The sequence below is a fragment of the Winogradskyella sp. ABM4_392 genome, from assembly GCF_056160445.1.
In genome coordinates, this window is the sequence record NZ_JBSWXE010000001.1 from 670,415 (window position 1) to 691,023 (window position 20,609).

23 protein-coding genes are annotated in these 20,609 nt (G+C 32.7%); 5 read left to right on the forward strand and 18 right to left on the reverse strand.

All coding sequences use genetic code 11. From position 1 onward, the window contains the following. Positions 1-25 precede the first annotated feature (25 nt). Positions 26-664 carry a transglutaminase-like domain-containing protein gene (locus ACXAFS_RS02835; RefSeq protein ID WP_475305163.1) on the reverse strand — a complete coding sequence of 213 codons (639 nt, stop codon included), beginning with the start codon at positions 662-664 and terminating at the stop codon, positions 26-28. A 183-nt stretch (positions 665-847) separates the two neighbouring features. Between ACXAFS_RS02835 and ACXAFS_RS02840 the strand changes: the two genes are divergently transcribed. Further along, positions 848-1,279 (forward strand): tellurite resistance TerB family protein, encoded by a 432-nt coding sequence (locus tag ACXAFS_RS02840; RefSeq protein WP_475305165.1) that lies wholly within the window; start codon positions 848-850, stop codon positions 1,277-1,279. A 47-nt stretch (positions 1,280-1,326) separates the two neighbouring features. Here the strand turns inward: ACXAFS_RS02840 and fbp are convergent, their stop codons facing one another. Next, a complete protein-coding gene (fbp, locus tag ACXAFS_RS02845) occupies positions 1,327-2,334 on the reverse strand; it encodes a class 1 fructose-bisphosphatase (protein WP_475305167.1) in 1,008 nt (335 codons plus the stop codon). Positions 2,335-2,500: 166 nt separating this feature from the next. On the opposite strand from fbp, the gene ACXAFS_RS02850 reads away from it, so the two are divergent. From ACXAFS_RS02850 to ACXAFS_RS02865, 4 genes are read left to right on the forward strand one after another with little or no spacing between them, the layout of a single operon-like run. Continuing rightward, a complete protein-coding gene (locus tag ACXAFS_RS02850) occupies positions 2,501-2,989 on the forward strand; it encodes an N-acetyltransferase family protein (RefSeq protein ID WP_475305168.1) in 489 nt (162 codons plus the stop codon). After that, positions 2,976-4,226 carry an aspartate kinase gene (locus ACXAFS_RS02855; RefSeq protein WP_475305170.1) on the forward strand — a complete coding sequence of 417 codons (1,251 nt, stop codon included), beginning with the start codon at positions 2,976-2,978 and terminating at the stop codon, positions 4,224-4,226. Before ACXAFS_RS02850 ends, ACXAFS_RS02855 begins: the two co-directional genes overlap by 14 nt. A 19-nt stretch (positions 4,227-4,245) precedes the next feature. After that, entirely contained in the window at positions 4,246-6,075 is a 1,830-nt protein-coding gene (locus ACXAFS_RS02860; protein WP_475305171.1) for a GNAT family N-acyltransferase, read from the forward strand. Then, the gene (locus tag ACXAFS_RS02865) at positions 6,065-7,090 is read left to right on the forward strand and encodes a carboxypeptidase-like regulatory domain-containing protein (RefSeq protein ID WP_475305172.1); all 1,026 of its coding nucleotides are present in this window, start codon (positions 6,065-6,067) and stop codon (positions 7,088-7,090) included. The genes ACXAFS_RS02860 and ACXAFS_RS02865 overlap by 11 nt, the downstream gene beginning before the upstream one ends. A gap of 16 nt (positions 7,091-7,106) precedes the next feature. On the opposite strand, the gene ACXAFS_RS02870 is transcribed toward ACXAFS_RS02865, so the two are convergent. The 16 genes from ACXAFS_RS02870 to pth form a co-directional block, all read right to left on the reverse strand. Continuing rightward, positions 7,107-7,586: a YtxH domain-containing protein gene (locus ACXAFS_RS02870; protein WP_475305174.1), complete on the reverse strand. Its 480-nt coding sequence runs from the start codon at positions 7,584-7,586 to the stop codon at positions 7,107-7,109. 46 nt (positions 7,587-7,632) lie between these two features. Further along, positions 7,633-8,175: a hypothetical protein gene (locus ACXAFS_RS02875; protein ID WP_475305176.1), complete on the reverse strand. Its 543-nt coding sequence runs from the start codon at positions 8,173-8,175 to the stop codon at positions 7,633-7,635. A 55-nt stretch (positions 8,176-8,230) separates the two neighbouring features. Then, positions 8,231-8,617, reverse strand: a complete 387-nt coding sequence (locus ACXAFS_RS02880; RefSeq protein ID WP_475305177.1) for a VOC family protein — start codon at positions 8,615-8,617, stop codon at positions 8,231-8,233. Between the two features lies 1 nt (position 8,618). Then, positions 8,619-9,077, reverse strand: coding sequence for a DUF1801 domain-containing protein (locus tag ACXAFS_RS02885; protein ID WP_475305178.1), 459 nt, complete (start codon positions 9,075-9,077; stop codon positions 8,619-8,621). Between the two features lie 28 nt (positions 9,078-9,105). Further along, complete coding sequence (locus ACXAFS_RS02890; protein WP_475305179.1) at positions 9,106-10,044, reverse strand: 2-hydroxyacid dehydrogenase; 939 nt, start codon at positions 10,042-10,044, stop codon at positions 9,106-9,108. Positions 10,045-10,103: 59 nt separating this feature from the next. Beyond that, complete coding sequence (locus ACXAFS_RS02895; protein ID WP_475305181.1) at positions 10,104-10,469, reverse strand: cupin domain-containing protein; 366 nt, start codon at positions 10,467-10,469, stop codon at positions 10,104-10,106. A gap of 27 nt (positions 10,470-10,496) precedes the next feature. Beyond that, the gene (mgtE, locus tag ACXAFS_RS02900; RefSeq protein WP_475305182.1) at positions 10,497-11,867 is read right to left on the reverse strand and encodes a magnesium transporter; all 1,371 of its coding nucleotides are present in this window, start codon (positions 11,865-11,867) and stop codon (positions 10,497-10,499) included. Between the two features lie 69 nt (positions 11,868-11,936). Continuing rightward, the gene (gene rsmA / locus ACXAFS_RS02905) at positions 11,937-12,725 is read right to left on the reverse strand and encodes a 16S rRNA (adenine(1518)-N(6)/adenine(1519)-N(6))-dimethyltransferase RsmA (RefSeq protein WP_475305183.1); all 789 of its coding nucleotides are present in this window, start codon (positions 12,723-12,725) and stop codon (positions 11,937-11,939) included. Positions 12,726-12,728: 3 nt separating this feature from the next. Continuing rightward, positions 12,729-12,929: a hypothetical protein gene (locus tag ACXAFS_RS02910; protein WP_475305185.1), complete on the reverse strand. Its 201-nt coding sequence runs from the start codon at positions 12,927-12,929 to the stop codon at positions 12,729-12,731. Positions 12,930-12,936: 7 nt separating this feature from the next. Beyond that, the gene (locus ACXAFS_RS02915) at positions 12,937-13,260 is read right to left on the reverse strand and encodes a DUF4286 family protein (RefSeq protein ID WP_475305186.1); all 324 of its coding nucleotides are present in this window, start codon (positions 13,258-13,260) and stop codon (positions 12,937-12,939) included. Between the two features lie 45 nt (positions 13,261-13,305). Next, positions 13,306-14,121 (reverse strand): hypothetical protein, encoded by an 816-nt coding sequence (locus ACXAFS_RS02920; RefSeq protein WP_475305187.1) that lies wholly within the window; start codon positions 14,119-14,121, stop codon positions 13,306-13,308. An 8-nt stretch (positions 14,122-14,129) separates the two neighbouring features. Next, entirely contained in the window at positions 14,130-15,917 is a 1,788-nt protein-coding gene (locus tag ACXAFS_RS02925) for a tetratricopeptide repeat protein (protein WP_475305188.1), read from the reverse strand. Positions 15,918-16,296: 379 nt separating this feature from the next. Next, entirely contained in the window at positions 16,297-17,568 is a 1,272-nt protein-coding gene (serS, locus tag ACXAFS_RS02930; RefSeq protein WP_475305190.1) for a serine--tRNA ligase, read from the reverse strand. Positions 17,569-17,657: 89 nt separating this feature from the next. Continuing rightward, a complete protein-coding gene (locus ACXAFS_RS02935; protein WP_475305192.1) occupies positions 17,658-18,974 on the reverse strand; it encodes an HTTM domain-containing protein in 1,317 nt (438 codons plus the stop codon). Next, on the reverse strand, positions 18,967-19,869 hold the full coding sequence (locus ACXAFS_RS02940; RefSeq protein ID WP_475305193.1) for a bifunctional riboflavin kinase/FAD synthetase: 903 nt from the start codon (positions 19,867-19,869) through the stop codon (positions 18,967-18,969). The genes ACXAFS_RS02935 and ACXAFS_RS02940 overlap by 8 nt, the downstream gene beginning before the upstream one ends. A 61-nt stretch (positions 19,870-19,930) precedes the next feature. Further along, positions 19,931-20,563 carry an aminoacyl-tRNA hydrolase gene (pth, locus tag ACXAFS_RS02945; RefSeq protein ID WP_475305194.1) on the reverse strand — a complete coding sequence of 211 codons (633 nt, stop codon included), beginning with the start codon at positions 20,561-20,563 and terminating at the stop codon, positions 19,931-19,933. Positions 20,564-20,609 lie beyond the last annotated feature (46 nt).

Genomic DNA, 20,609 nt, shown 5'->3' on the forward strand with positions numbered 1-20,609 from the left:
TACATATGTTTTAACTAAAAAATATTTAAAATTTAATGTCTGTTGCGTTCATATAGGTATTGTAAAGCTCAGGATAATTGTCTTTAAAAATAGATTTAATGTAGTCTAGAGGTACATCTTCAAAGTGGCCATAATCCTCTAAGTATGTCATAAATTTAGCACTATCCTTGTTATATTCTTGCATTACAGAATCTTCAGTGCCATCAAAATCTAAAACATCAACATTATACATTACGCAAAGTTCCTTGTTAAAAGCAGGTGAGCATTTTTTCCATTGACCATTGAGAAATACATCTACCAAACCATGAGGCGCAAGTTCGTTGGTACCCAATTTGGCTTCTAAGCGTTCTGTTGCAATATGATTAGAAACTTTGGCTAGTCTCAACCTTGCAGGAATGTCTAATGCACGCAGTCCTGCAATTAGCAATATGGCTTTATCTATACAATGTGCTTGTTCTTTTTTAGCAATGTTACTCGCTTTATAATGCGCTTGGTTAAGACCAATTTCAAAGGGACTATAGCGCCAACTATCTCTAACTCTGAGATATAGATTTTTTATCTTTTCTTGATCTGAGGTTAGCTGACCTAAATCTTTTATTAAGTCTTGTATTTGTGGACTATTATAATCGTAATAATACGTTTCTTCTAGATATTTAATGTTCATACTGGAAAGAGAATCTATGAATGACAAACTTATTATTTTAAATCTAAAACAAATAAGAGAGATGAAATTTTATGAAAAATCTATAATGATAATTCTCATTGAATAACAATTGAAAAATCTTTAAATTTTCATTTTAAAACCTTAAGGTTTAAACTATATTTGCAGTCAATAAATACACAGATTATGTCAATTTCAGATTTGTTCGAAAGCGGATTTAAAAAGCGAAATGAAGATCATTTTGCTGCAATTGTTAGAGTGGCAATGAGCGATGGAATTATTAATGAAGCAGAGAAAGCCTTTTTAGATCGTTTAGCAACACGATTAGATATCACAGAGAGTGAATATGCAGAGATTTTAAAAGATTATAAGAGTCATCCAATTAATCCACCAACGTCTTACGATATGCGTTTAGAGCGTTTGTACGATTTAGCGCGTATGGTTTGGGCAGATCATATAGAAGGGCCAAACCAAGTTAACTTACTCGAGAAACTTTGTATTGGATTAGGATTTAATCAAGACAATGTAAAGTACATAGCAGACAAAGCTTTAACACTTGTACATTACGAAGTAGACTTAGACGAGTTTACAGAAAAGATGAAGAAAATGAATCAATAATTTAGATTCAAGAAAAAAATAGAAGCGAACAGTAATGTTCGCTTTTTTTATTCTGCTTTTTGCATAAATTCTTCAGCCTTTTCAACCATATTTTTACTACCACATATAAATGGTACACGTTGGTGTAATTCTGTAGGTTGTATATCTAAAATTCTATTGAAACCGTCACTCGCTTTTCCGTTAGCTTGTTCTGCTAAAAAGGCCATAGGATTACATTCGTATAGCAATCTTAACTTCCCATTACTGGCTTTAGAGCTTTTAGGATACATATATATACCACCTTTTATCATATTTCTATGAAAATCAGACACCAAAGATCCTATATAACGACTCGTGTAAGGTCTGTCGCCTTCTTCCATTTGGCAATATTTTATATAATCTTTTATACCCTTCGGAAAATGAATGTAGTTTCCTTCATTAACAGAATAGATTCTTCCATCTTCTGGGAATTGCATATTTGGATGCGATAAGTAATAAGAACCTATTGCTGGGTTTAAGGTAAAACCATTAACACCATCACCTGTAGTGTATACCAACATTGTAGAAGTACCATAAATAATATATCCTGCAGCTACTTGCTGATTGCCTTTTTGCAGAAAATCTTCCATTTGAACAGGTGTGCCGACTGGTGTAACTCTTCTGTAAACCGAAAAAATAGTACCAACAGATACATTAACATCTATATTAGACGAACCGTCCAAAGGATCAATTAAAACCACATACTTATTCTGGTGGTTTTCGTCTTGACTGTTAATGGTTATAAAATCATCTTCTTCTTCACTAGCAATACCACAAACAATATTTCTATTGGTCATGGTTTGTATAAACTTCTCATTAGCGTAAACATCTAATTTCTGTTGATCTTCACCTTGTATATTGGTGTCGCCAGCAGCACCAATAATATCTACTAAACCAGCTTTGTTAACTTCGTGATTTACCACTTTAGCAGCTAATCTAATAGAATTAATAAGTCGAGAAAGTTCACCAGATGTGTATTTAAAGGAGGCTTGGTTTTCAATAATAAACTCACCAAGAGTTTGATTGCGTTGAGACATGAAGCGTTATATTGATTAATTGCGACAAATATCGCATTTTTTAACAAACTATAACGTTTTCGTAGATTAAACTCGTTAAGATTTTGATAAAGTGTGTTTTTTTAGAAATAAGCATGAAATTAAAGAATGAATTTTAAACTATATTTGATTTCTCTATTTTAGAAAAATGAACCAACCAAGACTCGCCAAAAAAACCGACATGCCAAGAGTATTAGAACTCATTAACGAATTGGCTGTATTTGAGAAAGAACCAGATGCGGTAGAGGTAACTCAAGAAATGTTAGAGTCAGATGGATTTGGAGACAATCCGAAGTTTACCTGTTTTGTTATAGAAATTGATAAAAGGATAGAAGGTATGGCCTTGGTCTACAAAAGATATTCCACATGGAAGGGTGAAGTATTACACTTAGAGGATTTAATTGTGAGTCAATCTCAAAGAGGAAAAAATATGGGAACCCAACTTTTAGATAAAGTTGTAGAATACGGCAAATCTTTAGGAGTAAAGCGAATTAGTTGGGAGGTGCTAGATTGGAATGAGCCAGCAATAAAATTCTATGAAAATAAAGGAGCAAATGTAATGCGAGATTGGGATGTTGTTCAATTGGATGAAAAAGGAATAGAGAACTATTTAAAAAATTGTGATGCGCGTTTATAAATTTGGTGGAGCTTCGGTAAAAGATGCTGAAGGAGTGAAAAACCTTGCTTCAGTTTTAAAGGAAACTGGTTATGAAAATACGTTAGTGGTTGTTTCTGCTATGGGAAAAACAACCAACGCCATGGAAGTTGTCATCAAAAATTACTTTGAAAACAAAGGGGAATTACAAAGCTCTATCCACGATGTTATAAAATATCATAATGAAATTCTGTTAGATTTATTTGATAATGAACGTCATGAGGTATTCACAGCTGTAAAAGCTCTTTTTGATGAATTGAATCTGTTTTTTAAAAGCAATAAATCGCCAGATTACAATTATGTATATGACCAAACTATTGGTTTTGGTGAGTTAATATCTACCACAATAATCAGCTACTACCTAAATGAGATAGGATTAAAAAATAAATGGCTAGATGTAAGAGAATATATTAAAACAGATAATTATTACAGACGCGCCAATGTAAATTGGGACGAAACGCAACAATATATTTCTTCAAAATTTAATAAATCAGTACTTAATATTACACAAGGGTTTTTGGGTAGCGACTCTAATAATTTTACAACAACCTTAGGAAGAGAAGGAAGTGATTATACTGCAGCAATTTTTGCCTATTGCCTTAATGCTAACAGTGTCACTATCTGGAAAGATGTTCCTGGAGTTTTAAATGCAGATCCACGTTATTTTGAAAATGCTCAGTTACTCAACCAAATTTCTTATAGAGAAGCGATTGAGTTGGCATTCTATGGTGCATCAGTAATTCATCCAAAGACCTTACAACCTCTACAACAAAAGGAAATTCCGATGTATGTAAAATCGTTTTTAAACCCAAAAGCAGAAGGCACTTGTGTAAGTAAAGGAAAAGCTATAGAACCAGAAGTACCTTGTTTTATAGTTAAGAAGAATCAGATTTTAATTTCATTATCATCTTTAGACTTTTCTTATATCGTTGAAGAAAATATTAGTGAGATTTTCAGTTTGCTACACCTTTATAAGATGAAGGTAGATGTCATTCAGAACTCAGCGATAAGTTTTTCAGTTTGCATAGATAATATTTACAATAATCGTGATAAGTTGTTACAGCATCTAAAGGCAAAATTTAATGTAACATGTCACGATGATGTTAGTCTTTACACTATTAGGCATTATAATGAGGAAGCTATTAAAGAACTTGAAAAAGATAAAACTGTGTTATTGAAACAATTAACACGAGAAACTGTTCAAATCGTAACTAAATAACATTTACTACATTTGTTTTATGAGGAAATCATCTGATATGGGATTAGTAACCGCAAAAGAAGTTGCAAAGGCTATTAATGCAGATAAGTATGGTTTTCTGGGTACTTTCTTTGGATGGCTACTAATGAAAGTACTTAAAATCTCTACCATAAATAGAATATACAAAAGAAACAAGCATCTATCTGAATTAGATTTTTTGAATGCATTGTTAGATGATTTTCAAATTAAGTTTGAAATCCCTGAAGAAGATCTAAAGCGATTACCCAAAGACGGAGCTTACATCACGATTTCTAATCATCCTCTAGGCGGTATAGATGGTATTTTACTTTTAAAGTTAATGATAGAACAGCGTAGCGATTTTAAGATCATTGCCAATTTTCTACTGCACCGAATAGAACCATTAAAGCCTTACATTATGCCTGTTAATCCTTTTGAAGATAGAAAGGATGCAAAAAGCAGTATTACAGGTTTTAAAAATGCAATCTTACATTTAAAAGAAGGGCACCCATTAGGAGTTTTTCCTGCAGGTGAAGTATCAACTTATAGAGATGGTAAGTTAGTGGTTGACAAACCTTGGGAAGAAGCCGCAATGAAACTTATAAAAAAGGCAGAAGTACCTGTAGTACCGATTTATTTTCATGCTAAAAACAGTAGGTTGTTTTATAGACTTTCAAAGATTAGTGATACGTTAAGAACAGCCAAATTGCCTTCAGAATTATTGACTCAAAAACGACGAACTATTAATGTTAGAATAGGAAAACCAATTTTAGTTAATGATCAAAAAGAGCACGAAACACTTAATGATTTTACGGATTTCCTAAGACGAAAAACGTATATGCTTTCTAAAACTTTTGAGGATAAACCTAAGATTTTAGACAATATTAAATCTACTGTAAAAGTACCAAAACCGCCAAAGCGAATTGTAACTCCAATTGATACAGAGCTAATGGTTGCTGAGGTAGAAAATCTCAGAGATAAAGATTGTAGATTGTTAGCGAGTAAAAATTACGAAGTGTTTTTAGCTTCTGCCAATGACATGCCTAATATTTTAAGTGAGCTTGGTAGGCTGAGAGAAATCACATTTAGAGAAGTTGGTGAAGGTACAAACGAAGCTACAGATCTGGATAAGTTTGACACGTATTATCACCATATGTTTTTGTGGGATAATGAAAAAAATATAGTTGCTGGTGCCTACAGAATGGGATTAGGTTCTCAGATTTTTGAACGTTATGGTATTGATGGATTCTACCTGCAGGATTTGTTTCGTTTTGAGCCAGAGCTGTATAAAATGATGAGTCAATCTATAGAAATGGGTCGTGCTTTCATCATAAAAGAATACCAACAAAAACCAATGCCTTTATTCTTGCTTTGGAAAGGCATTGTGCACACCACATTGCGTTTCCCAGAGCATAAATATTTAATAGGTGGTGTAAGTATTAGTAATCAATTTTCAAACTTTTCTAAGAGTTTGATGATTGAGTTTATGAAATCGCACTACTATGACCCTTACGTAGCACAATATGTGCATCCTAAAAAAGAATTTAAAGTAAAGCTTAAAGATGCTGATAAAGAGTTTGTTTTTGATGAAGCTGAAGCCGATTTAAATAAACTCGATAAGTTAATTGATGAAGTAGAACCAGGTGCATTACGTCTACCAGTATTACTAAAAAAATACATTAAGCAAAATGCTAAGATTGTTGCTTTTAATGTAGATCCATTGTTTAATAATGCTGTTGATGGATTAATGTATATTAAGATTGCCGATTTACCAGAAAGTACAGTAAGACCTGTTATGGAAGAATTTCAAGCTGAGCTAGAACGTAAATTCATGGATAATCATGATAAGTAGAGTTCTATTTTTTCTGTTATTCCCAATAATTTGTTTATCTCAAACATTAACAGGAACTATTTTAGATGCTTCCACCAATAACCCTTTAGAAACCGTTGCCGTTTATTTTGACAATACTACTATTGGTACTACAACTGATGTTGAAGGACAATTTTCTATAAGTTATTCTGATGCTATACAATCTCCATTGGTAATTTCTTATCTGGGTTACGAAAAAGAGGTTATATCAGATTATAGAACCAAAGAGAATATTTTAATAAAATTGAAGCCTACAGATGTAAGTCTAGATGAAGTTTTCATAGACTTTGATGATGGTTTAACCAGAAAACAAAAGCTTAAATTATTTAGAAAAGAGTTTTTAGGAACTTCAAAGTATGGTAAATCTTGTAAAATTTTAAATGAGAATGACATCGTGCTACGTTACGATAAAAAGAGAAAAACGTTGTATGCAAGTGCAACAGTTCCCATTATCATAAAAAATAAAGCTTTGCAATACCAGATATCTTTTGATATGATAGATTTTGAAGCCCAATACCGTTATGCTAACCTAAAAGAACAAGAATTTGCTTTAGATAGAGTTGCTTATGCTGGTACATCTTTTTATAAAGATCTAGAAAAAGCTAATAAGAAGAGCACAAAGCGAACCCGTAAGAAAGTTTTTAAAGGTTCTGTACAGCACTTTATGCGTGCATTATTCCATAAAAAATTGAGAGAAGAAGGTTACGAGATTTATTTTAAAGGTTTTAAAGTAGAAGCCTATAAGTATTTTAAGGTACAAGCAAAAGATAATACAGGCCTTAAAGAGATTTCGCTTAAGCAAAAAGTATCAATTCTATACAATGGAAAAGAGCAAAGTGATATTGATGTGTATGTAGATAGTTTTTTGTTGGATGCTTATGGTAATTATTCAGCTATAAAAGGCGTTTATTTTAATGGTGCTATGGGAAGCCAGCGAATGGGTGACACATTACCTTTAGACTATGATTTATATACAAAAAAAGAAACCCAGAACTAATTTCTGGGTTTTTATTTTATAGACCTTTAAACCAATCTTGAAATTGTTCACCTAATAAAAAGACAGGTTTTTTTTCTCCACTTAATGAACCTATTAAGCTCATAATCCACATGGCGAATGGTAATATCCAAGCAAAAAAGTTAATAATTGGTATAAGACCAAGTACTAATGCAAGAAGCATAATACCTAAGACTTGTCTTATATAAAAAGAACCTAGTTCTGTTTTGTTGCTACCGTTCATTACAATAGCTATAATCCATCCAATAAGTGTAATGTGCGCTATAATGGCTACATTTTTCCCATCACTTAAAACCTCTTTTGCTTCGTTTGCAAACTCAGAAGCTTTTTCTTTAGCTTCATTTGCAAATTCTTTGGCGTCATCAGCCATTTCACTTGTCTTTTGGCTTATCTTTTCACCAGCTTTTTTTGCACTGTCTTTAGCGTCACCAATCATGTCGTTAAGTTCATCGCCTAAATCTTTATTGTCTTCTGACATAGTATTTTATGTTTTGGTTAGACTATAAAGTTAGTGAAAAATGTGCTTACTTTTTTCCGAATAGTTTACTAAAAAATCCTTTGGTTTTTTCTTTAGCCTCATTAAAAGTTTCTTTAGCATCTTCTGCTAAGTCTTCTAATTTTTCTTCTGCTTCATCAGCAAATTCACTGATTTTTTCACCAGCTTCATTTGCAAATTCTTTGGCTTTAACTTTAGCTTCTTGGTAGGTTTCCTTGGCATCTTCAGCTAAGTCTGCTGCTTTTTCTTTAGCAGTATCTGCAAACTCACCTATTTTCTCTCCTGCTTCCTCTGTAAACTCAGAAACTTTTTCTTTTGCATTGCTATAGATTTCTTTAGCATCTTCATTAATAAACTCTGTAGCTTTGTCTTTAGCTTTTCCAAACATTTCTTTGGCATCGTCGGCAAGTTCTCCCGCTTTTTCCTTTGCAGAATCTAAAGCTTCAGAAGCACTTTCCTTTAAGTCTTTTGCTTTTTCAGAAGTAGCTTCTGTAGTTTCATTAATGGTTTCTTTAGCTTGTTCTACAGCATCATTTGCTTTGTCTTCTAAATTTTTGTTTTCTTCTGTCATTGTCAATGGTTTTAGTAGTAATTATATGTTGAAGAATGTGTAAAATTGTTACAGATTATTTAAATGCTTGGTCTACAGGCTCCCAAAGTTCTATTTTGTTTCCATCATTATCTAGAATCCAGCCAAATTTTCCGTAATCGTATTCTTCCATTTCTCCTACTATTGTGACACCTTCTTCTTTTAAAGTCACTAATAATTCTTTTAAATTTTCTACTCTATAGTTAAACATAAAGTCTTTTTTAGAAGGCTCATAGTACTTTGTGTCCTCTGTAAACGGACTCCATTGTGTAGAACAATCGTTACCATCTTGGTCTTTCCACCAAAAAGTACAACCATAGGCATCAGTGTTAAAACCTAAGTGTTTTTTATACCAATCTTTTGAGGCTTGCGGATCTTTTGTTTTAAAAAATAACCCACCAATTCCTGTTACTCGTTTTTTCATTTTATTTTTTCTTTAAGGCTGATTCATAAATATCTATCCATTCTTCACTGCTCATCTTTTTAGTAAGTTCACCAATGAGCTCAAATGGTATCTCATCCATTTTTTTAAATCTAATACAACTTTTACCCATGTCTAATTTGCGTTTACAGTGCTTAGGATATTCGCCAACAAACCAATCTAGTAATTCTTTCTTAGCATAAATGCCCATATGGTATAAGTTTACAGAGTTTTTTTGAGACGCAAAACTCATGAAAGGCAGTGGTGTTTTAGGATCACAATGGTAACCATCTGGATAGACTGAGTGCGGTACGTAGTACCCAATCATTTTATATTGCATGCCTTCTTCAAACCCTTTAGGTAAGTTATCTTTTATAACCTTACGAAGTTTTTTAAGTGTGTCTTGTCGTTCTTCAGGTACCTGACTTATATAATCTTCAGGTGATGATGCGTCGTATTGCATAATTTGATGGATTTAGTAATCCTCTAAATTAGCAAAATTTTGCTTTAATTTTATCTACGATTGTTTGCGCAAGTTTAATATTGCTCTCAACCGTCCAGCCTGCTACATGAGGTGTTAGGAGTACAATTTCAGAATTAATGAGATATTCAAAAGCTGTTGGCATTTTGCTAGACGTAAAGAGGTTTTCAAAAGACGATTTTTCGTATTCTAAAACATCTAATCCAGCACCTAGGATTTTACCTGTTTCTAAAGCATTTACCAAATCTGCTGTTACAACACTTTTACCACGAGCGGTATTGATAAGCCAAAACGACTTCTTAAATTTATTGATGAATTCTGAATTTACCATATTTATCGTTAATTCAGTTTGTGGTGTATGTAGACTTAAGACATCTGCTTTTTCCTGAAGATCGCTAAGCGATATTTGGAGAGCATTCTCGTCTCCTACATTATCTTTTATGTCGTAGCAAATCACTTCCACATCAAAACCTCTAAGCTTTTTTGCAAAGGCTTTGCCCATATTACCATAACCGATTAAGCCAACAGTTTTACCATCGAGTTCTATGCCTCTGTTGTCTTCTCTGAGCCATTTGCCTTGCCTTACTTCACGATCTGCTTTGTTCAATTTATTAAAAAGCGATAATAACATTCCTAAGGCATGCTCACCAACAGCATTTCTATTACCTTCTGGTGCGGAAATTAAATGCACACCTTTTTTTTCAGCGTAATCACAGTCAATATTTTCTAAACCAGCACCAACACGACCTATGAATTTAAGATTTGTAGCTGCATTTAAAAATTGTTGGTCAATGGTAAACCGGCTTCTTATAATAATACCATCATAGGCTTCGATTTTAGCTTCAATTTCTGATTTTGATGAAGTGTAATCTTCGTGATTGGTAAAACCTAAATCGTTCAGCTGATTTATGAGTAAAGGATGGTTTTTGTCTAAATGGAGAATCTTCATAGGTGTTTTGTCATTCTGAACTTGCTTCAGAATCTTTTTTTAGTGTAGAGATGCAAAACTTATATTTTCGGATAATGCGTTTGTGTCTTTTCGTGTTTTATGTTTCCCGTATGTGCTGTACTTAGTTTTTCAAAAAGCAATACATGCACCTCTTCATCATTTTTTGTGCAAGGATTATGCTCTACTCCTTTTGGAACAACAATTAATTCACCTTCTTTAACGACTTCAGTGCGATCTCTAAATTGCATATAAAGTGTTCCTTTAGTGACTTGAAATAATTCGTCTTCATCTTCATGACTATGCCAAACAAACTCACCTTTTAATTTAGCCAGAATCACTTGCATATCATCCACTACAGCTATCTGATGAGGATGCCAGTTTTTATTGAATTTTGAAAATTTTTCTTTGATGTTTATTGCTTTCATGTAGTAAAGTTACGAAAGCAGTTACAATTAGATACCCAAAATCAATTTAGCAATCCAGAAATAAATCAGGATTCCAAAAATATCGTTGCTAGTGGTAATAAATGGTCCTGTTGCAATAGCAGGATCTATGCCTCTTTTGTCAAGAAATAAAGGGACAAATGTTCCAATCAATCCAGCCACAATAATTACAGCAATTAAAGATGCTGAGATGGCTAAAGCTGTGTTGAATTCACCTTTAGAAATCCAAACGAAAATGAAAAGGAACAAAGCTAAAATAGTTCCGTTTAGTGCAGCAAGGAGCATTTCTTTTATTAAACGTTTGTTTACGCTTCCTTTTACATCATCATTAGCAAGACCTTGAACAATAATTGCACTAGATTGTACACCTACATTACCAGCCATTGCCGCAATAAGTGGTGTAAAAAAGAACAAAACAGCATACTTACTGAAGGCTTCTTGAAATCCTTCCATTATTAAAAAAGCCCCAACACCACCAACTAAACCTAAAAATAGCCAAGGCAAACGTGCTCTGGTGAGCTCAAAAATGCTGTCATCAGAATCTACATCTTGGGTAATACCTGCTGCTAATTGGTAATCCTTATCTGCTTCTTCTTTTAAGACATCAACGATATCGTCAATGGTAATTCTACCTAAAAGTGTTTGGTTGTCATCAACTACAGGAATGGCTTCCAAATCGTATTTTGCCATTACCTTAGCGACGTCTTCAGCATCATCTTTTACGTTAACATAATCTACATTGTCTTTTGCTATATCTGCAATCTTTTGGTCACTCTTTGCAACAATTAAATCTTTAAGGGATAAGCGACCAATTAACTTTTCTTCTTTATTGACCACATAAATAGAGTGCACACGAGTAACTTCCTTGGCTTGTCCTCTTATGCGACGTAAGCAACCAGCAACTGTCCAGGTTTCATAAACTTTTACAAGTTCTTTAGCCATTAATCCACCAGCTGTATCGTCATCGTAGGTTAGAAGTTCTTTAATCTCTGCCTTATGCTCTTCGTCTTCAATCTGAGAGATTACAGCTTCTTGTCGTTCTTCAGGAAGTTCTGCAATAATATCTGCGGCATCATCGGTATCTAACTCCTCAATTTCTTCGGCAATTTCTTTTGCAGAAAGATTTTTTAAAACTTTCTCACGATTGTCCTCATCGAGTTCCATTAAAACATCAGAGGTGGTCTCGGAATCTAGTAGTTTTATTACATAAAGTGCATCATCAAGATCTAATTCATCAAGAATTTCTGCAATATCAGCGTAGTGAAACTCATTTAAAAGCGATTTGAGTTCCTTGTCGTTTTTGTCTTCAACAAGGACCTCTACTTTTTCAATAAGCTCATCTGTGAGTTGAAATTGTATGTTGTCTTGAGTTTCTTCCACTTGTTTTTTTATGTTTCTCGATACAATTTCAAAATTTATATTTTGAAATCACTCGAAATGACGTAAAACTTAATTTTGGTCGTTTTCAATAAGCGAAGTCAGCTCAATAAATTGTGAAACACTTAATTGCTCTGGTCGCTGCCCAAAGATAGTATTTGCTTTTAAATTATCGGAAAGATTGAAAGTTTTTAAACTATTGCGCAATGTTTTTCTACGTTGCTGAAAACCTGTTTTCACCACTTTAAAGAACAAAGCTTCATCACAAGGCAATGTGAAATTTTCTTTTCGTTTTAGCAATAGTACACCTGAATCTACTTTTGGTGGCGGATTAAATACTGAAGGCGGTACTGTAAATAAATATTCAGCATCATAAAATGCTTGTGTTAAAACAGAAAGAATGCCATAGATTTTAGAACCTTCTTTTGAACAAATGCGCTGGGCAACTTCCTTTTGAAACATACCAGAAAATTCTGGTATTTGATGACGCATTTTCAAGGTTTTAAAAACTATTTGAGATGATATGTTGTATGGGAAATTACCAATGATAGCAAAAGGTTGATCTTTAAAAATTTCAGCTAAATCGTACTTTAAAAAATCCTTTTCGTAGATTCTATCTGAAAGGTTGAGGTAGTTGTTTTTAAGGTATTCAACAGATTCTGTGTCAATCTCTATAACGTGAGTTTTAATATCTTTTTTGAGAAGATATTTAGTCAACACACCCATTCCAGGACCAATTTCTAATACGTCCTTATAGCCTTGCAGTGTTAAGGTATCTGCAATTTTTTTGGCAATATTTTCATCTTTTAGAAAATGTTGTCCTAAGTGCTTTTTGGCTCTAACTTGATTTTGATTTGACACTGATTAAGATTGGTTTTTGGGTTCTTTAAGGGAAACAAAAATTATAAATAAAGCGAATCCTGCACCACATAAAAAGCCACCAATAGTTTCCCAAGGTTCAGAATTATAACAAAAATAAGCAATAATTACACCTAGAAACATCATTAAGACACTTATAATTCTTAAGGTTTTTCTATTGTTGTATATTTTCTGATTGAGTGCCATTTTAAACTTAATTGAAATTTACCGAATACTCATCTATGACCTCTAATTCGGTTCTAAATGCCAACATTTTGTCTGCAAACCGCTTTAAACCATCACCTCTTAAACGCTCTGCATCCTCTGCATAATACGCATCTAAAGCTTCTCTAGAATGTGCCTTATATTGCACAGAATAGGTTATGCCTCCCATGTCTTCTTTTACCAATACTTTGGTGAGTTTGGCGTCTACAAACTTGCCTGTAGCTAAAACTTGTGGGATATGTTCTTTTATCCAGGCTAACCATTCATCGTGAACGGAATCGTCTATATTTACTGTGACGTTGTATATAATCATTGTTTACTGTTAGTAAGAGATTTTCTTAAAAATTATATGAATTTGCTAATAGCCTTGCTTCACTTTAAATGTTTTGTCAAACGGAATTTCAAATTTACGTTCTCTATGATAAAATCTTAGGATTCCGTCTATTTTATAAGTTCCAGTTTGCAATGAATCGAATTCAATATCAGCAATAGAGTAATTATCTTTAAGTTTAAAATCAACTTTCTCTTCTTTACCATTGAGTTCGATTTTATCAATTAAGATATGTCTATTTTCTCTAATGGGTTGTCCAAATCTAGAAGTTAAAGTTAGCTTAATTCCATTTTTAGTTTTTCTTGAAATAATACTATCAATTTTTACTTTGTTTAATCCATCAACTGAATAAGTTTGTCGACTTGCATATTCGAAAGCATAAGCCATCGCAATTACAAGTCTATTTTTCATATATTTTAGACTTAACTCATTAGATTCAGTTTTTGGTTGTTTAAATTCAGGTAATAAATAATCTTTTCTATTATTTACAATTTTTGGGATTTGATTCAGAATTTGGTTTAATTCAGAATTTATAATTTTTAGATTACTTTCTTTGTTTGAAATGGCTTTATCTATTTTTGAAATTAATAACTCAAACTTTGAGTCAAGTATATTTAGCTTTTCAATTTTTCGTGAAGGCATTTCTTCAATTATTCTGTAATAATCTCCTTTGTTTTTATTTAAAGTTCTGTTGTTAAATTCAAAGTTAGCTTGTAAAAATAAGTGTATTTCCTTCAACTCTTCTTGATTGTTATTACAAGAGAAAAAAGTAAAAATACTAACAGAAAAAATTAAAACTAAACTCCTCACTAGATTAATAAAATAATGTTTTTGGATTAACAACTTCACACTTAATTAATACTATCACCTCTTAGCATCCTAAACTTTTTTCGAGATTCGATAAAGTAAATACTGTCTTCAAAATCAAAAATGATTTTTTCGTAAAGCTGTTTGGCTTCTTCAGGTTTGGCTAAATGTGTATTATATAATTCTGCCAAATAGTAATGTGCATCATCTGCTAAGATGTCTTCTCTGTAGTCTGCAATAATTTTTAGATAGTTGGCTTCAGCCTTGTTGTATTGTTTTTTCTTTTCAAACAATTTGGCTTGTTGAAATAAAGCTTGGTCGATGATACTTTCTCCTTTATGTTCTTCTAAAATTTTATCTAAAAGTGAAATAGCTTCATCCGTTTTATTCTGAAAAGCGAATAAATCTGCTTTGGCATAGTACTTTAATGCGGTTTGTGTACTGTCTTCCCACTTGTTGTCTGAGATTAGTAGTTTTAAATCCAGAGCGTCGTTGGCAATAAGTTGAGAGGTTGATGATTTTAAAATTTTGAGTTGTGATTCGGCCCAATCAAAATCACCTTTGTAATAGCTGGTTTTTGCAACTTTAAATCGTGCTTCCTGCGAAATGGTACTGTTCTTAAGACTTAGCTGAATCTGAGAATAAAAGATTAAAGCCTCATTAAAACGTTCTTGTAATACCAAAATATCAGCTAACAGCAGTTTTACTTCAGCTTCTTGAAATTCTGAAATATTCAGTTTCATGCTTTTTCGTAAAAAAGATGTTGCACTTTTGGTGTCTTTTTGATGAAAGGCTAAAAACTCACCATAAGCTAATTGTAATGGTAATGTTAATTCAGATTTTCCGAATTGGTCAAACAGTTTATTGTAGGCTTCATCGATAACATCCAGCTCTTTTTTTGATGTTGCATTTTGGGTGTCAATTTCAAGAATATATTGATGCGCTGTTAATGCTGTAGTAGCATCTTGAGTGGTTTCTAAAACGTAATTAAAAATGTCTTTTGAGGTTTCACTATCATTATCGCCTAATGCTGTTACTGCCAACTCAATAATACGATCTAGACTTTCAGGATTACGATTATACAATGCCTTTTCTTGAATAAAAGATTTGTTATAGGCTTTCTCTTGTACATATAACCAACTCAAAAATTCATACCAATAAGGATTGGGTTCTTGCTGAATTTTCTTCAGTAATAATCGTCTTAAAAAAACATTGTTTTCGTTATCCTTGTTTTCAGATATGAAATCACTTACTGCACGTTTTATATTATTGATATAGTTTGGTCTGTAGGCTATATATTCAATATAGTTCTCAAACATTTTTTCAATATTACCTTGATCACCATAAATTCTAGCTAATTGAATGCTGTAGTTTTTGTCTGGCGTTAAGATTTTACCTTTGTCATACACTTGTATGGCTTCATCTAAAAGCGAATGATCTTCAAATTTTTTTGCGACACTGTAAATGTAGTTTGGGTTTTCGTCTATGTAATCTATAGCTTCTTTGTACAGCAGCTTTGCTCTATCTAAACTATCTTTAAGCTGATAGTTATAGCCTAGCTCTACTACCATAGTTGGGTTTCTTCGTTTTTCGAGGCGCTGAATAATGATGTTTTCGGCAGTATCAAATTGCTCTAATTGCTGATGTGTGTCTATAAGTTTGAATAGATACTTATAACTATACGGCTTTTCTTTGTTTAGATTTTCATAAATGACGAGTGCTTTTTTAAACTCCCCTTTTTTATAATAGCTATCAGCTAGCACTTCGCTGTTTTGCGAACTCGCAAAAGAGAGTGTAAGAAAAAGCAATATTAAGAATAGATAGTTCTTCACAAAAAGCGTTTTTGTAAATATAACAAATGCAGTTTCTAGTTATTGTAAATGTTATGATAAAAAAATGCCTAAACGTAGGGTTTAGGCATTTTGACCAGCAAAATAAATGTGCTATTAACCATTATTCGTAATAAATATGATTCAATTACTTTGTCGTGGTTTTTTTAATACTTTATGTAATTAGAAAAAAACTTTGCTTACCATAACAACCAGTGCAATGAGTAGTACAATGCGTTTTACATTTTTCATAATTAGGCTAATCCTTGATTTGGACTGCTAACTTGATAAAAATAAACAAAAAAAGCGAAGAAATACATAAAAAATCGATTAAAAACACGTTTTTTTAACAAATCTATCCAAAATCTTCGATAGAAAGTGGCTATGAAATCATGTCAAAGCCAGTGTATGGCACTAATACGTCAGGGATTTTAATGCCTTCTTCTGTTTGGTAGTTTTCTAAAATTCCGGCTAAAACTCTAGGCAATGCTAATGAACTTCCGTTAAGCGTATGGCATAATTCATTCTTACCTTCACTGTTTTTAAAACGTAATTTTAAACGATTGGCTTGGAAGGTTTCAAAATTTGAAACTGAAGAAATTTCTAACCAACGATCTTGTGCTGTAGAGAAAACTTCAAAATCATAAGTAAGAGCAGAAGTAAAGCCCAAATCTCCACCACATAAACGTAATATTCTGTATGGTAATTTTAATTCTTTCAAAATACCTTTTACATGATCTACCATGCCATCTAAAGCATCGTAAGATTTAGATGGATGCTCTACTCTAAGGATTTCAACTTTATCAAATTGATGCAGACGATTTAATCCTCTTACGTGTGCGCCATAACTACCTGCTTCGCGTCTAAAGCAAGGTGTATAACCTGTTATTGCTTTAGGTAAATCATCTTCGTTTTGAATGGTGTCTCTAAAGATATTTGTTGCAGGAACTTCTGCTGTTGGTATTAAATACAGATTGTCACCTGTAACATGATACATCTGCCCTTCTTTGTCTGGTAACTGACCAGTGCCAAAACCAGAAGCTTCATTTACTAGGTGAGGGACTTGCATTTCGGTATAACCTGCTTCAGTATTTTTATCTAAAAAATACGTTATAAGTGCACGTTGTAATTTTGCACCTTTTCCTTTGTAAACAGGAAAACCAGCACCAGTGATTTTGTTACCAAGTTCAAAATCAATGATATCGTACTTTTTGGCTAATTCCCAATGTGGTAAAGCACCTTCATACAATGTTGGGATATTACCTTCGCGATACACTTCTTCATTGTCTTCATCTGTATTACCAGCTGGAACTATTGCGTTAGGTACATTAGGAATTTTATACAACAACTCATTAAGTGCATCTACTTTTTCATTAAGCTCTTGCTCTAAAGTTTTAACGGTCTCTTTTAACTGTGTTGTTTTTTCTTTTAGAACATTGGCTTTTTGAGCTTCGCCAGATTTAAATAAGTTACCAATTTCTTTTGATAAGGCATTAGATTCTGCTTTAGTATTATCTAATTTTGTCTGAAGGTTTCTTCGATCTTCATCAAAAGCAATGACATCATTAATCATTTCGGTAGCATCGATATTTCGTTTTGCTAAACCGTTAATAACAGCCTCTTTATTTTCTCTAATAAAAGCAACTTGTAACATATCTAAAAATTTGAAACTACACTAATAAGTGTACTAAATAAGGCAACAAAAGTAATAAGAATTTGAGCAGATAAAAACTATTTTGAAGGTTAATCTGCCGAAGAGGAAGGCAATATCCAATCGTGATGTTTAAAATGATGCCATTCTTCATTTGCAAGGTCTACTTTTGGGTCTATTAATGGTTTAGAACGTTTGCCATTAACACTAACGTAAGCCCTAACGTATACTTTTACTGTTTTTCCTTTTTTAGCAAAATCTTGCTTTAAATACTGTGCAAATTGCCAAATGATATCAGGTTTTGTGCTTGCGCCTCGTTGCTGTTTTTTTGTAAGATAATCGTTAAGTTTTATGGGAATTGCATTGTTTGTTGCTTCATCAATAACACTGTACGATACTCTACCACTTTTGGCACGTAGCATCATTCTCCAAGATAAACGATGGCCTTCTTCTGTCCATAGAACATCATCTTCAAAATAATGATGACGTAGAGGAAGTGCTATGTGAATGATAAAATAGATAACAAAAACACTAATGAATATAGAACTGTATTTTGGTATTATAACTTCTTGTGCGTCATAGAAGTCTTTCTTCTTAAGAAATATATTTCTAATAAGCTTTGGTTCAAAAAAGAAGAGGCTAAAAGCCAAAGCTAAATAAGGGAAAATACCAATTTGTAAAACAATAGAATTGAATAGGTGAAAGAATATTGAAACAAAAAAGGCAAATTTTCGGGTTGGTTTAAATAGCAAGGCAGGAATAATTAAACCATCAAACATAATGCCTCCATAAGCGAGAAAATAATGAAGCCATTCTTGTTGTAATATACCACCAATTATAGGGTAATCTGCCTTACCTTTCATTAATAAGCTAATAAATGTTGTGTCTAACCAATCTGGATATAGCTTAGCAATCGTGGCATAAGTGTAAAGTATAAACAATTGTATAACAAAAACCCATTTACACCAAGCTGGCATTGAAATACGTTTTATAGAAGGATTTAATCTTGCATCTAAAGACGCATATCTGTTTGCAGGCATTAATACCATTAAAAAACTTAAAATGGCAAGTAAATAATAGTGATTGTTATAGGAAGATTTTTGCATTAGGTAGGTTGCTGTCCACATTATAGCAAACATTAACATACTGAACCTGTATTTATAGCCTACCATGATGAATAACCCAAAAATTCCCATTATGATATAGTAGGCATACATCCAGTCTCCAGGTAGTGGTTGTAGCCATTCAAAACCAATGAATGAGAAGGTAAATTCAGGATCGATTAAGGTACGTTTTACCCAACCTGTAAAAACGGCTCCAACAGATTCTAAAAAGCATAGCAAACCAAAGATAATCCTAAAGACTATAAGACCAGAATTATCGATATGTTTAAACAAAAACTTATGCATTTATTGTTTTTATATGCTCTATAGCGTCAGTCATGTCTTTACTTAATTGCTTTTTTAAAGCTTCGAGACTTTCAAATTTCTGTTCGCTTCGTAACCAATGTAAAAACTCAATTCTCAAATTTTTACCATAAATATCTTTGTCAAAATCAAAAAAATGAATCTCTATTGATCTTGTTTTCCCACTGACAGTTGGATTTGTGCCTATATTCATCATGCCATAAACAACAGTGTCTTCTATTTCAGATTTAACAACATAGACACCATCTTTAGGTATTAACTTGTAGGATTCTTTAATATGGATATTAGCTGTAGGGTAATCTAGAGTTCTCCCAATGCCTTTTCCTTTTACAACCTTTCCAGAAATGAAATAGTTATAGTCTAAATAAGAATTAGCAATTTCAATGTCACCATTGTTTAATGCATTTCTAATCTTTGTTGAGCTTACGGTAACATCTTTAATCTCTTGAGCTGAGATTTCTTCAACCTTAAAATTGAATTCTTCAGCAAAAAACTTTAAATCATCAATATTGGCACTTCGATTTTTGCCAAAATGATGATCATAGCCAATCACAATCTGCTTGGTATTAAGTTCATCTACAAGAATTTGTTCTACATAGTCTCTGGCAGAAAGATTAGCGAATTCTTTTGTGAATTCTTTTACAATAACCTCTTCAATTCCTAAATTCTTAAGAAGCTGAATACGCTCATCAATAGTGTTAAGAAGCCTTATATTATCATCTTTTTGAAGCACCATTCGTGGATGCGGAAACAATGTTAATACAGTAGGTACCAAATTCTCTTTTTGAGCTAGAGCAACTACGCGCTTTAATATTTTTTGGTGACCAATATGGACTCCATCAAAGGTACCTATAGTTAAGATTTTTTCAGACTTCAAAGCGATTGCTAATATTTTATCAAAGTTAGGTCTTTAAACAGAAAATTAATAATGAAGTAGGCTATTTTCCGTTAAATTGATTCATGGTATTGCTAACACCAGCTAAAGCAAAGGATTTAATTAACTCAGCTGAAATTTTAAGACGTTCTTCGAGCTTTGAGTTTTCTTCATCATTCCATTCGCCAAGTACATAATCAACTTGTCTCCCTTTACTGAAGGTATCACTAATGCCAAATCTAAAACGGTTATACTTTGTGGTTTGCAGTTTGTCTTGAATGTCTTTTAGCCCATTGTGTCCACCATCACTTCCTTTTGTTTTAAGTCTAAGTGTTCCAAAAGGTAAGTTAAGGTCGTCAGTAATAATAAGGAGGTTTTCAAAAGGAATTTTTTCTTTTTCTAACCAATATTTTACTGCTTTACCACTAAGATTCATATAAGTGCTTGGCTTTAGGAGTATTAGTGTTCTCCCTTTAACTTTTATAGTTGTTACATCTCCAAGTTTTACGGTTTCAAAAGTAGCTTCTTCTTTATCAGCTAAATAATCTAAAACTTTAAAACCAATGTTGTGCCTGGTATTATGATATTTTTCTCCAATATTCCCTAAACCAACAATTAAGAATTTTTTCATAAGATCTTCTTCATTTTCTATAATGGCACTGCCAAAACCAAGCCACTTTTTTAGGCGTTTCCACATTCTATTAAATTTCTGTAAAAATAAAAAAGCATTCTGTAAAAGAATG

Bases quoted from the DNA above. Each gene is read 5' to 3' on its own strand.
- fbp (WP_475305167.1), bottom strand. From the start codon at position 2,334: ATGTCTCAACGCAATCAAACTCTTGGTGAGTTTATTATTGAAAACCAA.
- ACXAFS_RS02875 (WP_475305176.1), bottom strand. From the start codon at position 8,175: ATGACAGAAGAAAACAAAAATTTAGAAGACAAAGCAAATGATGCTGTA.
- ACXAFS_RS02910 (WP_475305185.1), bottom strand. From the start codon at position 12,929: ATGGCACTCAATCAGAAAATATACAACAATAGAAAAACCTTAAGAATT.
- ACXAFS_RS02835 (WP_475305163.1), bottom strand. From the start codon at position 664: ATGAACATTAAATATCTAGAAGAAACGTATTATTACGATTATAATAGT.
- pth (WP_475305194.1), bottom strand. From the start codon at position 20,563: ATGTGGAAACGCCTAAAAAAGTGGCTTGGTTTTGGCAGTGCCATTATA.
- ACXAFS_RS02840 (WP_475305165.1), top strand. From the start codon at position 848: ATGTCAATTTCAGATTTGTTCGAAAGCGGATTTAAAAAGCGAAATGAA.
- ACXAFS_RS02860 (WP_475305171.1), top strand. From the start codon at position 4,246: ATGAGGAAATCATCTGATATGGGATTAGTAACCGCAAAAGAAGTTGCA.
- serS (WP_475305190.1), bottom strand. From the start codon at position 17,568: ATGTTACAAGTTGCTTTTATTAGAGAAAATAAAGAGGCTGTTATTAAC.
- ACXAFS_RS02880 (WP_475305177.1), bottom strand. From the start codon at position 8,617: ATGAAAAAACGAGTAACAGGAATTGGTGGGTTATTTTTTAAAACAAAA.
- ACXAFS_RS02855 (WP_475305170.1), top strand. From the start codon at position 2,976: ATGCGCGTTTATAAATTTGGTGGAGCTTCGGTAAAAGATGCTGAAGGA.
- ACXAFS_RS02935 (WP_475305192.1), bottom strand. From the start codon at position 18,974: ATGCATAAGTTTTTGTTTAAACATATCGATAATTCTGGTCTTATAGTC.
- ACXAFS_RS02915 (WP_475305186.1), bottom strand. From the start codon at position 13,260: ATGATTATATACAACGTCACAGTAAATATAGACGATTCCGTTCACGAT.
- ACXAFS_RS02885 (WP_475305178.1), bottom strand. From the start codon at position 9,077: ATGCAATACGACGCATCATCACCTGAAGATTATATAAGTCAGGTACCT.
- ACXAFS_RS02850 (WP_475305168.1), top strand. From the start codon at position 2,501: ATGAACCAACCAAGACTCGCCAAAAAAACCGACATGCCAAGAGTATTA.
- ACXAFS_RS02890 (WP_475305179.1), bottom strand. From the start codon at position 10,044: ATGAAGATTCTCCATTTAGACAAAAACCATCCTTTACTCATAAATCAG.
- ACXAFS_RS02870 (WP_475305174.1), bottom strand. From the start codon at position 7,586: ATGTCAGAAGACAATAAAGATTTAGGCGATGAACTTAACGACATGATT.
- ACXAFS_RS02895 (WP_475305181.1), bottom strand. From the start codon at position 10,469: ATGAAAGCAATAAACATCAAAGAAAAATTTTCAAAATTCAATAAAAAC.
- ACXAFS_RS02865 (WP_475305172.1), top strand. From the start codon at position 6,065: ATGATAAGTAGAGTTCTATTTTTTCTGTTATTCCCAATAATTTGTTTA.